This window comes from Gemmatimonadota bacterium (genome assembly GCA_030747075.1).
Classification (GTDB): Bacteria; ARS69; ARS69; order ARS69; family ARS69; genus ARS69.
Map to the genome: position 1 here is coordinate 1 of JASLLL010000027.1, position 14,568 is coordinate 14,568.

12 protein-coding genes and 2 rRNA genes are annotated in these 14,568 nt (G+C 63.9%); all 14 read left to right on the plus strand.

The features are described from left to right. The first annotated feature begins 74 nt into the window (after positions 1-74). The 14 genes from QF819_08700 (at position 75) to QF819_08765 (ending at position 14,549) form a co-directional block, all read left to right on the plus strand. Positions 75-3,092, plus strand: a 23S ribosomal RNA gene (locus QF819_08700). A 74-nt stretch (positions 3,093-3,166) separates the two neighbouring features. Next, a 5S ribosomal RNA gene (gene rrf / locus QF819_08705) occupies positions 3,167-3,283 on the plus strand. Positions 3,284-3,454: 171 nt separating this feature from the next. Beyond that, positions 3,455-5,545, plus strand: a complete 2,091-nt coding sequence (gene fusA, locus QF819_08710) for an elongation factor G (GenBank protein ID MDP6803238.1) — start codon at positions 3,455-3,457, stop codon at positions 5,543-5,545. Positions 5,546-5,595: 50 nt separating this feature from the next. Next, entirely contained in the window at positions 5,596-6,345 is a 750-nt protein-coding gene (locus QF819_08715) for a YebC/PmpR family DNA-binding transcriptional regulator (protein MDP6803239.1), read from the plus strand. A 9-nt stretch (positions 6,346-6,354) separates the two neighbouring features. Continuing rightward, positions 6,355-6,849 carry a crossover junction endodeoxyribonuclease RuvC gene (gene ruvC / locus QF819_08720; protein ID MDP6803240.1) on the plus strand — a complete coding sequence of 165 codons (495 nt, stop codon included), beginning with the start codon at positions 6,355-6,357 and terminating at the stop codon, positions 6,847-6,849. Then, positions 6,846-7,433, plus strand: a complete 588-nt coding sequence (ruvA, locus tag QF819_08725; GenBank protein MDP6803241.1) for a Holliday junction branch migration protein RuvA — start codon at positions 6,846-6,848, stop codon at positions 7,431-7,433. The genes ruvC and ruvA overlap by 4 nt, the downstream gene beginning before the upstream one ends. A 16-nt stretch (positions 7,434-7,449) precedes the next feature. Beyond that, entirely contained in the window at positions 7,450-8,514 is a 1,065-nt protein-coding gene (gene ruvB, locus QF819_08730; GenBank protein ID MDP6803242.1) for a Holliday junction branch migration DNA helicase RuvB, read from the plus strand. Beyond that, on the plus strand, positions 8,504-9,577 hold the full coding sequence (gene queA, locus QF819_08735; GenBank protein ID MDP6803243.1) for a tRNA preQ1(34) S-adenosylmethionine ribosyltransferase-isomerase QueA: 1,074 nt from the start codon (positions 8,504-8,506) through the stop codon (positions 9,575-9,577). Before ruvB ends, queA begins: the two co-directional genes overlap by 11 nt. Continuing rightward, entirely contained in the window at positions 9,577-10,713 is a 1,137-nt protein-coding gene (tgt, locus tag QF819_08740) for a tRNA guanosine(34) transglycosylase Tgt (protein ID MDP6803244.1), read from the plus strand. The genes queA and tgt overlap by 1 nt, the downstream gene beginning before the upstream one ends. A gap of 3 nt (positions 10,714-10,716) precedes the next feature. After that, a complete protein-coding gene (yajC, locus tag QF819_08745) occupies positions 10,717-11,058 on the plus strand; it encodes a preprotein translocase subunit YajC (protein ID MDP6803245.1) in 342 nt (113 codons plus the stop codon). Between the two features lie 2 nt (positions 11,059-11,060). Next, positions 11,061-11,579 (plus strand): peptide deformylase, encoded by a 519-nt coding sequence (def, locus tag QF819_08750; protein MDP6803246.1) that lies wholly within the window; start codon positions 11,061-11,063, stop codon positions 11,577-11,579. Then, a complete protein-coding gene (fmt, locus tag QF819_08755; protein ID MDP6803247.1) occupies positions 11,576-12,499 on the plus strand; it encodes a methionyl-tRNA formyltransferase in 924 nt (307 codons plus the stop codon). Before def ends, fmt begins: the two co-directional genes overlap by 4 nt. Continuing rightward, entirely contained in the window at positions 12,445-13,833 is a 1,389-nt protein-coding gene (gene rsmB / locus QF819_08760) for a 16S rRNA (cytosine(967)-C(5))-methyltransferase RsmB (GenBank protein ID MDP6803248.1), read from the plus strand. The genes fmt and rsmB overlap by 55 nt, the downstream gene beginning before the upstream one ends. Then, positions 13,830-14,549, plus strand: a complete 720-nt coding sequence (locus QF819_08765; protein ID MDP6803249.1) for a PASTA domain-containing protein — start codon at positions 13,830-13,832, stop codon at positions 14,547-14,549. Before rsmB ends, QF819_08765 begins: the two co-directional genes overlap by 4 nt. The last annotated feature ends 19 nt before the right edge of the window (positions 14,550-14,568 follow it).

The following is a 14,568-nucleotide window of genomic DNA, read 5'->3' on the forward strand; positions in this document are numbered from 1 at the left end:
TCCCAAGTGGAACACAATATGTTTTTTGACAATGTGGAAATTGACGTGGTAGCGTTTCTTAACGACACAACTTTGGTAAAGTTATTAAGGGCGTACGGGGAATGCCTAGGCACATGGAGCCGATGAAGGACGTGGTAAGCTGCGATAAGCCTCGGGGAGCTGCAAACAAGCTTTGATCCGGGGATGTCCGAATGGGGAAACCCGCCTGGAGTAATGTCCAGTGCAGCCCGCAGATGAATACATAGTCCGCGGGTGGCCAACGGGGGGAACTGAAACATCTAAGTACCCCTAGGAAGAGAAAGAAATCTCGATTCCCTGAGTAGCGGCGAGCGAAAGGGGAAGAGCCCAAACCGGAAGCGTGTGATAGCCCGCGCGCGTTGCGCATCCGGGGTTGTGGGATTGGACCGGACCCCCGTGCGGGGGGGTCGGGGAGTCAGAAATTCCGAGTCTAGCCAAACGGTCCTGGAAAGGCCGGCCATAGTGGGTGACAGCCCCGTAGGCGAAAGACTCCGGAACTCCCTGGGTTCAACACCCGAGTACCGCGGGACACGTGAAATCCTGTGGGAACCTGCGGGGACCACCCCGCAAGGCTAAATACTCTCTGACGACCGATAGTGAACCAGTACCGTGAGGGAAAGGTGAAAAGCACCCCTGGCGGGGAGTGAAATAGTACCTGAAACCGTTTGCCTACAAGCTGTGGAAGGTGACCCGGACTCCTTCGGGAGACCGTCGAACTGACCGCGTGCCTTTTGCATAATGATCCAGTGAGTTACTCGGATGTGGCGAGGTTAAGTGGCGTTACCACGGAGCCGTAGCGAAAGCGAGTCTGAATAGGGCGACCAGTCGCATCCGGTAGACGCGAAGCCAGGTGATCTACCCATGGCCAGGATAAAGCGCATGTAATAGTGCGTGGAGGTCCGAACCCACTAGCGTTGAAAAGCTAGGGGATGAGCTGTGGGTAGGGGTGAAAGGCCAATCAAACCTGGAGATAGCTCGTTCTCCCCGAAATATTTTTAGGAATAGCCTTGCGTGTTCCTTGTCGGTGGTAGAGCACTGACTGGGCTAGGGGCCCCACCAGGTTACCGAACCCATTCAAACTCCGAATGCCGATAAGCCAGAACGCAGGAGTCAGGCTGTGGGGGCTAAGCTCCATAGCCGAGAGGGAAACAACCCAGATCGCCAGCTAAGGTCCCCAAGTCGGGACTAAGTGAGGAAGGATGTGGGACTGCATTGACAACTGGGATGTTGGCTTAGAAGCAGCCACCATTTAAAGAAAGCGTAACAGCTCACCAGTCAAGTGATCTTGCGCCGATAATTCTTGGGACTCAAGTCCTGCACCGAAGCTGCGGGATTCCTCTTCGGAGGGATCGGTAGGGGAGCATTCCCTGGCGTCGAATGTGCGTCGTGAGGCGCGCTGGAGCTATGGGAAGAGAAGATGCTGGAACGAGTAGCGATAAAGCAGGTGAAAACCCTGCTCACCGAAAACCCGAGGTTTCCTGAGCAAGGTCAATCCGCTCAGGGTTAGTCGGCTCCTAAGTCGAGGCCGAAAGGCGTAGACGATGGGAAACAGGTCAATATTCCTGTACCGCCGGCGTAGCGTCTGACCGATGGGGTGACGCAGAAGGGAATGTCAGCCTCCGACTGGAAGTGGAGGTCCAAGCCTGTAGGGAGGTTCCGTAGGCAAATCCGCGGAATCAATTCTGAGAGGCGACGGGGAGGCCCTTAGGGCCACAAACTGACGGGTACCATACTGCCAAGAAAAACCTCTAAGGGAGCTGCGCAGGCGACCGTACCGTAAACCGACACAGGTAGGTGAGGAGAGAATCCTAAGGTGCTCGAGATAACCGTGGTTAAGGAACTAGGCAAAATGACCCCGTAACTTCGGGATAAGGGGTGCCCTGTTAGAGTGAAGCTCCTCGCGAGTGGAGCTCGAAGGGGCTGCAGTGAAATGACCTGAGCGACTGTTTACCAAAAACACAGGTCTCTGCTAAGTCGCTGAGACGACGTATAGGGACTGACACCTGCCCGGTGCCGGAAGGTTAAATGGCGAAGTTAGCGTAAGCGAAGCTTCAAAATGAAGCCCCGGTAAACGGCGGCCGTAACTATAACGGTCCTAAGGTAGCGAAATTCCTTGTCGGGTAAGTTCCGACCTGCACGAATGGTGTAACGACTCGGGTACTGTCTCAACCACGGACTCGGCGAAACTGCAGTCACGGTGAAGATACCGTGTACCCGCGGCAGGACAGAAAGACCCCGTGCACCTTTACTGCAGCCTGATATTGGAACTTGGCTTTGCTCGTGTAGGATAGGTGGGAGGCTTTGAAGTGGGGGCGCCAGCTCTCATGGAGCCAACCTTGAAATACCACCCTCGTAATGTCGAGTTTCTAACCGCGTGCCTTGAAGCAGGCCGCGGGACAGTGTCAGGTGGGCGGTTTGACTGGGGCGGTCGCCTCCTAAATCGTAACGGAGGCGCACAAAGGTTCCCTCAGCGCGTTTGGCAATCGCGCGTAGAGTGTAAAGGCACAAGGGAGCTTGACTGCGAGACTCACAAGTCGAGCAGGTGCGAAAGCAGGTCTTAGTGATCCGGCGGTTCCGAGTGGAAGGGCCGTCGCTTAACGGATAAAAGGTACGCCGGGGATAACAGGCTTATCTCCCCCGAGAGTTCATATCGACGGGGAGGGTTGGCACCTCGATGTCGGCTCATCGCATCCTGGGGCTGAAGCAGGTCCCAAGGGTTTGGCTGTTCGCCAATTAAAGCGGTACGCGAGCTGGGTTCAGAACGTCGTGAGACAGTTCGGTCCTTATCCGCCGTGGGCGTTAGGAAGTTTGAGAGGATCTGTCCCTAGTACGAGAGGACCGGGATGGACGAACCTCTAGTGTACCAGTTGTGTCGCCAGATGCATCGCTGGGTAGCTATGTTCGGCAGGGATAACCGCTGAAAGCATCTAAGCGGGAAGCCCACCTCAAGATGAGACTTCCCTCCACGAAAGTGGCTGAAGGGTCCTTGGAGATTACAAGGTCGATAGGCGGGAGGTGTAAGCGCAGCAATGCGTTCAGCCGACCCGTACTAATTACCCGTGAGGCTTGATCTTATCTCGATCATCCTCGCGCCCTTTTTCCCATATCGTCTCCTCGAGTTTGTCAATTCTTCTGACCGGTTTGTCTTCTCGGCGGCCATGGCGGTGGGGTCACACCCGTTCCCATTCCGAACACGGAAGTTAAGCCCACCAGCGCCGATGGTACTGCCCGGGCCACCGGGTGGGAGAGTAGGACGCCGCCGGGATTCTTAGAGGGGGTCGTGCTTCGTGCACGGCCCCTTTTTTGTTTCGGCGGTTGTGTGCAGGCAGGGACGGGGGCGCGCTCCCGCCGTTGACTCACAAGGCCGTCGCCCGTATCCTGAACCGCCCTGTAGCGTGGGAAATATCCGCAGGAAACCGGCGAAGGGAGGCACCCCGTGAAACAGTATCAGCCCGAGGCGCACCGAAATGTGACACTGATCGGCCACGGTGGCGCGGGGAAGACCACCGTGGTCGAGGCTCTCCTCGTGACGACGAAGGTCATTCCCCGCATGGGAAGCATTCTGGAAGGCACCACCGCACTGGACTATCTGGAAGACGAGCAGAAGAAGCACAGCGTGGCCCTTTCGATGGCGGCCATCGAGCACGGCGGTAAGAAGCTGAACCTTCTGGACACGCCGGGTTTCGCGGACTTTTCCGGTGAGGTGGCTTCCGGCCTCCACGCCGGAGACGCGGCACTTCTTGTGGTGGCGGCGGACTCCGGAGCAGAGGTCGGATCGGAGCTGACCTGGGCTCAGGCGCGGACCCTTGGAATGCCGAGGGCGATCGTCATCAACGGTATGGACAAGGAACAGGCGGATGGCGCAGCCGCGCTGGCCTCCGTTCGCGAGAAGGTCTCCCCGAAGGCTGTCGCCATGCAGATCCCCATGGGTTCCGGCGAGGACTTCTGCGGCGTCGTGGATGTCATTCGGAATCAGGCAGTCACTTTCGACGGGAACACGGGGAAAGGCGTCAAAGGTGAGGTCCCCGCGGAGTTCGCGGACGCGCTGGAACAGGCGCGCGCGGACCTCATGGAGAACGCCGCCGAGAGCAGCGAAGAGCTGATGAACAAGTACTTCGACGAGGGGGAACTCTCGCAGGAGGACCTCGTTCGCGGCGTGCATGAGGGCATCGCGCAGGGAGATCTCTACCCGGTCTTCTACATGTCGGCCATTCGGAACCAGGGAAGCGCCCAACTTCTCGATGGCATTGCGGACCTGCTGCCCGGCTGTACGGACATCGGGGCTGTGGAAGGTGTCCATCCGGAGACCGACGAGAAGGAACTGAGAGAGCCCTCCCCCGATGCGCCCCTTTCCGCGCTTGTGTTCAAGACGGCCATTGAGCCGCATGTCGGAGAAGTGTACTTCGTCAAGGTCTACTCGGGAGTGCTGACGGCAGGTGCGGAGGTGTACAACTCCGGTCAGGATCGCGCGGAGAAGATTGCGCAGCTGTACCATGTCGTCGGGAAGACCCGGACGGACACGGGCACGCTGTCCGCGGGAGACATCGGGATTGCCGTGAAGCTCAAGAACTCCCGAACCAACGACACACTTTGCGATCGCTCCGCTCCGGTGAAGTTGACGCCGGTGAAGTTCCCCGAGCCCATTATCGACTTCTCCGTCTCAGCGCGCACCAAGGGGGAAGAGGACAAGATCTCCACCGGGCTCGCGCGACTCGCGCAGGAAGACTCCACCTTTGCGTATCACTTCGAAGACGAGACCCGCCAGACCGTCGTGTCCGGCATGGGAGAGGCCCACCTGGACCTTCTCATGAAGCGGCTGACCGCGCGGTTCCATGTCGAAGTAGATCTGGAGACTCCGCGCATCCCATACCGCGAGACGGTTCGCGGCAAGGCGGATGTCCAGGGTCGCCACAAGAAGCAGACCGGCGGTCGCGGGCAGTTCGGCGATGTCTACATTCGCCTGGAGCCTCTCCCTTCCGGGGGCGGCTTCGTCTTCGAGGATGAAATCGTCGGCGGCGTGGTCCCGGGTCGGTTTATCCCGGCGGTGGAAAAGGGCATTCGCGAATCGCTCTCGGAAGGAACGCTTGCGGGGTATCCCGTCGTGGACTTCAAGGTCACGCTCTACGATGGCAGTTACCACGCCGTGGACTCCTCCGAAGCGGCGTTCAAAGTCGCCGGTTCGCTGGCTTTCAAGAAAGCGCTTGCGGAGGCACAGTCCGTTTTGCTGGAGCCCCACTGGATCATCGTCGTGATGATTCCCAAGGACTACATGGGAGATGTCATGGGAGATCTCTCTTCGCGTCGTTGCCGAATCAGCGGGATGGAAGCGGTGGGCGAGATGCAGGTCATCAACGCGACGGGCCCGCGGGCCGAGCTTCAGCGTTACGCCACCGACCTTCGCGCGATGACCCAGGGGCGCGGGACACACTCCCGGTCGTTCTCTCACTACGAGGAAGTTCCCCGGGATCAGAAGGAGCGGATCATCGCGGACTCTCTCAAGCTGACGGAAGAAGAAGTCAAGAAGTAGCACTCCGTCCGGGTAGGCGGAGGTGCGAACAGGAACCGTGAGGGTAAGCCATGTCCGGCCATTCCAAGTGGAGCACCATCAAACGGAAGAAGGGCGCGAAGGATGCCCAGCGGGGCAAGCTCTTCACGAAGCTCATCCGGGAGATCATCACTGCGGCCCGCGCGGGCGGCGGCGATGTCAACGGCAACAACCGGCTTCGTGCGGCGGTCACTGCGGCGCGCGATGCCAATATGCCGTCCGCAAACATCGATCGGGCCATCAAGCGCGGCACGGGTGAACTGGAGGGCACCACCTACGACGAGGTGAACTACGAAGGGTACGGCCCCGGCGGAGTGGCACTCTTCATTGACACCCTGACGGACAACCGAAACCGAACGGTCAGCGAGGTCCGGCATATCCTTTCGAAAAACGGGGGGTCGCTGGGCGAGGCGGGTTGCGTCGCGTGGATGTTCGATCTTCGCGGGGTCATCACGCTCGACGCCGCGGATCTGGATGAAGAGTCCGCCATGGAACTCGTGCTTGGAGCGGGCGCCGAGGACTTCTCGATGGATGATGGAAACTGCCTCGTCTACACCGGTCCGGCAGAGGTGGCGACTGTTCGGGAAGCTCTGGAAGCAGACGGGGCGAAGGTGATTGCCGCCGAGCAGTCGTGGATTCCGAAGAACACCGTCGAGGTGGACGCGAAGGTGGCCGAGCAGACGCTTCGCCTTCTGGAGGCACTGGAGGATCAGGACGATGTGCAGCGCGTATCCTCCAACTTCGACATTTCCGAGGAAGTTCTGCGGTCCCTCGGGGAATAGGAGCGTGGCTTGATCGTTCTGGGGGTGGATCCTTCCACTGTGGCCACGGGCTTCGGCCTTCTGGAGGGAGACTCCCGGAGTGCGCGCAGGATCTCCTCCGGCGTCATTCGGCCTTCTCGCCGCGCGCCGCTGTCGGACCGGTTGAAGGAGATTCACCTTCAGCTTCGATCGCTCCTTGAACAGACGCCCCCGGACATCCTCGTGATTGAGTCCACCTTTCTGCATCGAAATGTGAAGACCGCGCTCGCTCTCGGGCAGGCCCGCGGGGTCATTCTGCTGGCGGCGTCGCTGACCGGGACGCCGGTCACCGAGTATTCCGCGTCTGAAATCAAGCGTTCCGCCGTGGGCTATGGTGCTGCGTCCAAGGAGCAGGTCGGACTCATGATGACCCGCATCCTCGGGCTTCCGAACGCTCCCGCCGAAGACGAGGCCGACGCTCTGGCGGCGGCGTGGTGCCATCTGTCGCGGGCCGGAATGCCCGCTCTGGCGGGAGGAACGCATTGATTCACCATCTGAGCGGACGAGTTGTGGAACTGGGCGCGGACCGCGTGGTGGTGGAGGCGGGTGGCGTCGGCTACGATGTGCTCGTGTCTGCCTTCACCCGCGAGGCATTGCCCGGCCCGGGGGGTGAGGTTCGTCTCCTGACGCATCTCTCCATCCGTCCGGACACATGGACGCTGTTCGGGTTCTCGTCGTCGGAGGAGCGTGCGCTGTTCCTGCTGCTCACGGGCGTGCAGGGTGTCGGCCCGAAGCTCGCGCTCTGCATTCTCTCGGGGATCTCGCCGACAGGGCTCCGGCGGGCTGTCGGACAGGAGGATGCTCCCGCGCTCACCGCCATTCCGGGCGTCGGGCGCAAGATTGCGCGGAGGCTTGTCGCGGACCTGAAGGACAAGATGGAACCCGCGCCGGAAGGAGATGCGGAGGGGGCTGCGCCCGCGCCCGCCGAGGACCGGGAAGCGGTGGCCGCGCTTGTTGCACTGGGGATTCCCCGGTCGGCCGCTCGGGATGCCGTGCGCGGCATGGACCGGGACGACGGGACAGAGCGTCCCGTGGAGGAAGTGATTCGCCAGGCGCTTCGGCGTCTCTGATTTGCGTGGGGGAACCGTGAATCCGCAACCAGACTCACAGCCGGATATCCACCCGGGCGCAACCCCGGGAGACGGCGACTGGGACCACGGCCTCCGGCCGACTCGCCTCGATGAGTTCGTCGGTCAGCCCCACCTGCGCGAATCGCTCGACATCTTTCTGGAAGCGGCCCGCACACGCGGGGAACCGCTCGACCATGTGCTTCTCGTGGGCCCCCCCGGGCTTGGCAAGACCACGCTTGCGGGGATTCTCGCGCGGGAGATGGGCGGCGAGGCGCGCGTGACCTCCGGCCCGGTGGTCGAACGCCCGGGAGACCTGGCCGGGATGCTCACGAACCTCGAAGACGGGGAAGTCCTCTTCATTGATGAAATCCACCGGCTGAATCGCGTCGTGGAGGAGTTTCTCTATCCTGCCATGGAGGACTTCCGAATCGACATCGTCCTCGACAAAGGCCCCGGCGCGCGTTCGATTCGCCTCCATCTGGCGCGCTTCACCCTCGTGGGGTCCACGACGCGGGCGGGCATGCTCACCAGTCCGCTGCGGTCGCGGTTCGGGTTCGTGGCGCGGTTCGACTTCTACACGGAAGAGGATCTCCGCAGCATTCTGCATCGCTCCGCCGGGATTCTCGAAGTGCCGCTGACTGAAGAGGGCGCCGCAGAGATCGCGCGGCGTTCCCGTGGGACGCCACGGATCGCCAATCGGCTCCTGCGCCGGGCGCGTGACTTCGCGGAGGTGCGCGCTGACGGGAAGATCGACCGCACTGCGGCTTCCGCAGCGCTCGACATGCTCCGCGTGGACGAGATCGGGCTGGGCGAAATGGATGTCCGCATCCTCCGGACTCTTCTCGACAAGTTCGAAGGCGGGCCGGTCGGCCTCAGCACGCTGGCGGCGGCTGTCGGTGAAGAAGGCGAAACGCTCGAAGAGGTGTACGAACCCTATCTCCTGAAGGAGGGGTTCCTGGAGCGAACCCCCCGGGGCCGGGTGGTGACGGCCGCGGCGGCGGCTCACCTGGGCGTGGAGCTGCCGTCCCGCGCCCGAGAGGCGGTCCGTGCGCAGGCCGGACTGTTTCCGGATGGTGCGTGAACCGCGCATGTCCGCCGTGTCGCTGAAGGCGTCGGACCTCGACTATGACCTCCCGAAGGACCGGATCGCTCAACGCCCGGCCGCCCGCCGCCGCGACTCCCGACTCCTGCACCTTCCCGCGGACGGATCACCCCGGCACGGCGCGTTTGCCGACTTCCCCGCGCTTCTGAATGCGGGAGACCTTCTCGTGCTCAACGAGACGCGCGTGATCCCTGCACGCTTCCAGGCCCGCCGGGCGACCGGGGGAGCGGTGGAGGTATTCCTCCTGCGGCGGACTTCCGCGGGGTGGGAGGCGCTGGCCCGCCCGGCGCGTCGGCTCGCATCGGGAGAGGTGCTGCGACTGGGCGACGGCGACGCGTCGATCCGCGTGCTCGAGCGTCTCGAGGGGGGCAAGCTCCTCGTGGAACTTTCCGGCGACGAAGATTCCGCCGGTCACTCCGGCTTCTGGAAGCACGGTCAGGTTCCGCTTCCGCCGTATGTCCACCGGGATCCCGACGAAGCCGACCGGGACCGCTACCAGACCGTCTTCGCACGCGTTCCCGGGGCGGTGGCCGCGCCCACTGCCGGGCTGCACCTGGACCCGGATGCGCTGGAGAGCGTCCGCGCCCGGGGGGTGGAGATTGCGCGGCTGGTGCTTCATGTGGGAGCCGGTACCTTTCGTCCGCTTCCGGACGGCGACCTCTCCGGCGTTCGCCTCGACGCCGAGTCGTATGAAGTCCCCGCGGCCACGCTGGCGGCCGTGCGGGCCGCGCACGAGCGGGGCGGGCGCGTCGTTGCGGTCGGGACGACGGTCGTGCGGGCTCTGGAGTCGCTCGACGACGAGGACTTCCTCACCGGTTCCGACGCACGGGGCGAGACGCGCCTTTTCATTCGACCGGAGGATCCTGTGCGTCGCGTGGACGCGCTCCTCACCAACTTCCACCTTCCGAAGTCCTCGCTTCTCTGTCTGGTCGCGGCCTTCTCAGGGCTGGAGCGAATCCTCTCCGCCTATCAGGAAGCCGTCCGAGAGCGCTATCGCTTCTACTCGTATGGAGACGCGACCTTCCTGGAGAAGCGCGCGTAATGTTCCGGCTTCGCATCGACCAGACGGCATCCTCCGGAGCGCGTGCGGGTTCTTTCCGCACCCCACACGGCGAAGTGCCCACCCCCGCCTTCATGACGGTCGGGACACGCGGAACCGTCAAGGGACTGTCCGTCAGAGACCTGCGCGAAAACGGCGCGCGGATTGTCCTGTCGAATACCTACCATCTGTTCCTTCGCCCGGGAGCGGAGGTCATTCGTGAGGCCGGGGGGATCGCGCGATTCTCCGGATGGAACGGCCCGATGCTGACCGATTCGGGCGGGTATCAGGTGGTGAGCCTGGCCGCGCTTCGGAACATCTCGGAAGAGGGCGTGACCTTTCAGTCGCACCTGGATGGCAGCCGCCACCTGTTCACGCCGGAATCGGTCGTGCGCGTGCAGCGGAGCCTGGCGCCGGACATCATGATGCCGCTGGATTCCCCACCCGTTCCGGGCACCTCAACGGCGGAACAGGCGCGCGCCGACGAACTCACCATCCGCTGGGCGCGTCGGGCCGCGGAGGAGTTTCGTCGCACGGAGACCGACTCCGCATCCGGGTTTCCGCAGGCGCTCTTCGGGATCACCCAGGGTGGCTTCCTCGAGGAGACTCGCCGCGCTTCCGCAGCCGCTCTTGTGGAACTGGACCTTCCCGGCTATGCTGCCGGCGGTCTTTCGCTGGGGGAGGAGAAGGGGCTCACGCGGGCCATGCTCGGCGTGACGCTCGACTGCCTCCCGGCGGACCGGCCCCGGTATCTCATGGGCATGGGAACGCCGGAGGATCTCGTGGATGGCATTTCGCGCGGCGTGGACTTTTTCGACTGTGTGCTGCCCACGAGGAACGCGCGGAACGGTCAGGCCTTTACCGGACGGGGGACGCGGAATCTCAGACTGGAGAGGTTTGCGCGGGACTTCGGGCCGCTGGACCCGGATTGCGGGTGCGAAACCTGCCGGGAGTACACGCGGGCGTACCTTCGGCATCTCCTGAAGACGGGAGAAATGCTCGGGGCGCGTCTGCTCACATTGCACAATGTCCACTTCTACCTGGATCTGGTGGACAAGCTTCGGGAGGCCATCCTCACCGAGCGCTTTGACGAGGTCCGGGATGCCACACTCTCCCGCCTGGCGAACGCCGAGGAGTGATTGATGATTCACGAAATTCTGCTGATGGGAGGACGGGGCCCCGAGGGTCAGGCCGCGCCGAACTCCATGATGGTGTTCATGCCGTACCTGATCATCCTGGGGATCTTCTACTTCCTGTTGATTCGTCCGCAGCAGAAGCGGGCTCAGGAGCACCGGAAGTTTGTGGAGGGCCTGGCGAAGGGAGACGCGGTGATCACCGAGTCCGGACTCTACGGAACCGTCGCCTCCGTTCATGAGGACGCGGTCGTTCTCAAGGTGGACGACAGCGTGAAGGTGAGGTTTCTCAAGGTGAAGATCGCCGGCCCCGCACCTGCGGCGAAGAGCGGCGGGAAGCAGAGCGGCTGAGCATGGCGGTTCGGAAGATTCGCAGATACGGAGATCCCGTGCTTCGTGAGAAGGCCGCACCGGTCGAGGCGTTCGACGAGAGCTTGCGGGAACTCGTTCGCGATCTTCTCGACACGGTGGAACTTGCCGGAGGTGTGGGGCTTGCGGCTCCGCAGATCGGTGTTCTGGAGCGGGTGATGGTCGTGTGGCCGGTCCCTGCGGGAGAGGAGGAGCGGCGCATCGAAGATGCCCTCGTCCTCGTGAATCCGGAGGTTGCGGACAGCATGGGTCCCGCGGTCTCGATGGAAGAGGGGTGTCTCTCCATCCCGGGGATCTACGAGACCGTCAAGCGGCCTGCAGGAATCCGCGTCCATGCGAAGAACTCTTCCGGGGAGCCTTTGGAGATTGAGGATCACGAAACCGTCTCCCGCATTCTCCAGCACGAGATCGACCACCTGGACGGTGTGTTGTTCATCGACCTGGTGGGTCCCATGAAGCGCGCGCTCCTGAAGAAGCGGCTTCGCGAACTCGCTGAGTCATGAGGATTGTCTTCTGCGGGACACCCGCCTCTGCGGTGCCGTCTCTTGAGGCGCTTGCGGAGCGGGGTTGGGAGATTTCCGCAGTCGTGACGCAACCGGATCGTCCCGCCGGGCGCGGCGCGGCGCTGGCACCGCCCCCGGTGAAAACGGCTGCGGAGTCGCTCGGAATCCCTGTCCTCCAGCCGTCCCGGTTGCCGGAGATTCGCGGGAGACTGGAGGAGATTCGACCGGATGTCGTGGCCGTGGTGGCGTACGGACGGATCTTCCGCCGGTGGCTTCTGGAGCTGCCGCGTCTGGGGTGCGTGAATGTGCATTTCTCGCTGCTCCCGCGCCATCGGGGTGTGGCTCCCGTACAGTGGGCGGTGATCGAGGGGGATCGCGAGACCGGGGTCACCACCATGCTGATGGATCGGGGGGTAGACACGGGCGACACACTCCTGTCTGCCTCCACACCGATCGGGCCGGATGAGACCGCCGGAGACTTGACGGGGCGGCTGGGGGAAATGGGCGGGCCGCTTCTGGCGCGGACGCTGGAAGGGCTGGAGGAAGGAACCGTCGGGCCTCGGGCGCAGCCGGAGGAGGGCGTGACCTGGGCGCGGCGTCTCCTGAAGGACGACGGACGCATCGACTGGCGCCACTCCGCCGACGCGATCGCGCGGCGCGTACGCGGACTTTCGCCGTGGCCGGGCGCGCATACGACCTTTCGCGGGAAGGGACTCAAGATCCATCGTGTTCGCGCCGTCGGAGGAAGCGCACCGCCGGGGAGGGTGGTTCGGGAAGAGGCCGCGGTCCTTGCGGGGACAGCGGAAGGACGGATCGCTCTGGAAGAGGTGCAACCGGCCGGCAAAGGCCGCATGGAGGGCTCGGCATGGGCAAGGGGCGCGCGCCCGGAAGAGGCGGACACTCTCGGAGACGCGGGCTAGCGTCGACCACCGATCCACGGTCCGCAGCGATCACGCTCTTCCTGGAGTGGGATCGGACGGGACTTCCGGCGGATGCACTGCTGGATCGCCTTCTGGATTCCATCCCAGACGGGCGCGATCGCGCGCTTGCCGCGGAACTCGTACACGGCGTGTTCCGGTGGCGCGGGAGGCTGGACTGGCACCTCCAGAGTCTGGTGCACCGTCCGCTCAAGGAACTCTCGCCGGCGATCCTCTGGGTCCTTCGGCTGGGGCTCTATCAAGCGGAGCACCTCGACCGCATTCCGGTTCATGCCATGGTCCACTCCTCCGTGGAACTGGCCCGCGACTTCGGCAATCCGGGTGCCGCCGGGTTGGTCAATGCCGTGTTGCGGAAAGCCCCTGACCGCCTCGCCACGGCCAGGGAACCGGATGCCTCCGAAGATCCCGTCGGGCATCTGGAAGCCCGGGCTAGCCATCCCGCATGGATGCTTCGCCGGTGGCTGGAAGCGTTCGGCTTCCGCAAGACCATGGCGATCGCGGCAGCAGGAAACCGCAAGCCCTCCTTGACGCTCCGGGTGGCCTCAAAGAGAGTGGATCCACAGGAGATTGAGCGCCAGCTTGCCGAAGCCGGGATTCCCGCCGAGCGAGGAGAGTTCCTGCCGGAGGCGATTCGACTGCCCGGCGGATGGCATCCCATCGTGGAGGATATCACCGGCGCCGGGCACGCGGTCGTTCAGGATGAATCCGCCGGACTGGTCGCTCATGTCGCCCGGCCGGAGCCGGGGCTTCGCATCCTGGATGTCTGTGCGGCGCCGGGGGGGAAGGGGACGCACCTGGCTTCGCTTTGCGGAGACTCTCCCATGGTGGCCGCGGACATCTCTCCCGGGCGCGCGCGGTTCGTGGAGGCATCGGTCGCGGCGCTGGGACTCCGGAACACGCGGGTCATCGTGGCGGACGGGACGCGTCCCGTGACTGACGGCGGCTTCGACCGGGTGCTGGTGGACGCCCCATGCAGCAACACCGGCGTCCTGGGTCGCCGTTCGGACGCACGCTGGCGTCGCGGGCCGGACGCGATCGTCCGCCTCGTGGAGTTGCAGGGCCGTCTTCTGGAAGCGTCGCGCTCTCAGGTTGGGCCGGGGGGGATTCTGGTGTATTCGACCTGCTCGCTGGAACCGGAGGAGAACGACGGCGTGGTGGCGTCCTATCTCGACCGGCACCCGGAGGACCGTCTGCTTCCGGCGGGCGAGGTCCTCCCCGAGGAGGTCGTGGACGGGGACTTCTATCGTACCGACCCGTCTCGTCTTCCCCTCGACGGGGCGTTTGCCGCGGCGATTCTCCCCGGAGGCAAAGCGTGAAGCGGCTTGCGGGGTTCTGCGCGGCGTCGGTTCTGGCTTGCCTGACCGGGATGGTTCTCTTCCATCTGGGAATGCTCACCTTCGTTCGCGCCGGGGTGGAGACGCGCCTGCCGGACCTGACGGGGCGTCCATTGCCGCAGGCCCGGGAGGAACTGGAAGCGTCGGGATTCACCGCCGTCGCGGACCGGGAGGTTCACGACACGCGTTACCCGGAAGGCGCCGTGGTGGAACAGCGCCCCGCTCCGGGCGAAATCCTTCGCCGCGGCCGGAAGGTCTGGTTGACCGTCTCTCTGGGGGTGCGCCGCACCGAAGTGCCCTCCGTGGCCGGGAAGACGGTCCGGCAGGCGGGGATTGTGCTGGAGGCCGGAGGGTTCCGCCCGGGTGCGGTGCTGCGGGTGTCGCACCCGACGGCGGAGTACAACGCGGTCATCTCGCAGGATCCACCGGCCGGATCGAAGCGGGCGGAGGGGACGCGTGTGGCTCTCCTGGTGAGCGGCGGTAGGGATGCCCGGGACTTTGTCCTGCCGCGCTTCGCCGGGCTCACCGTGAGAGAGGCTGAGCGGATCCTTACGGACCACGGGTTTCGCTTGGGGGAGAAGTCTTTGCGGGCGGATGAGTTTGCCGCGCGCGGCGTGGTGATTCGGCAGAACCCGCCCGCCGGGAGCCGCGTTTGGGCGGGAATGGCCGTGGACCTGGTCGTCTCTGCCGGGGATTGACCCTGGCCGGGCGGACCGT

Bases quoted from the DNA above. Each gene is read 5' to 3' on its own strand.
- QF819_08715 (MDP6803239.1), top strand. From the start codon at position 5,596: ATGTCCGGCCATTCCAAGTGGAGCACCATCAAACGGAAGAAGGGCGCG.
- queA (MDP6803243.1), top strand. From the start codon at position 8,504: ATGGTGCGTGAACCGCGCATGTCCGCCGTGTCGCTGAAGGCGTCGGAC.
- tgt (MDP6803244.1), top strand. From the start codon at position 9,577: ATGTTCCGGCTTCGCATCGACCAGACGGCATCCTCCGGAGCGCGTGCG.
- yajC (MDP6803245.1), top strand. From the start codon at position 10,717: ATGATTCACGAAATTCTGCTGATGGGAGGACGGGGCCCCGAGGGTCAG.
- def (MDP6803246.1), top strand. From the start codon at position 11,061: ATGGCGGTTCGGAAGATTCGCAGATACGGAGATCCCGTGCTTCGTGAG.
- fmt (MDP6803247.1), top strand. From the start codon at position 11,576: ATGAGGATTGTCTTCTGCGGGACACCCGCCTCTGCGGTGCCGTCTCTT.
- rsmB (MDP6803248.1), top strand. From the start codon at position 12,445: ATGGGCAAGGGGCGCGCGCCCGGAAGAGGCGGACACTCTCGGAGACGC.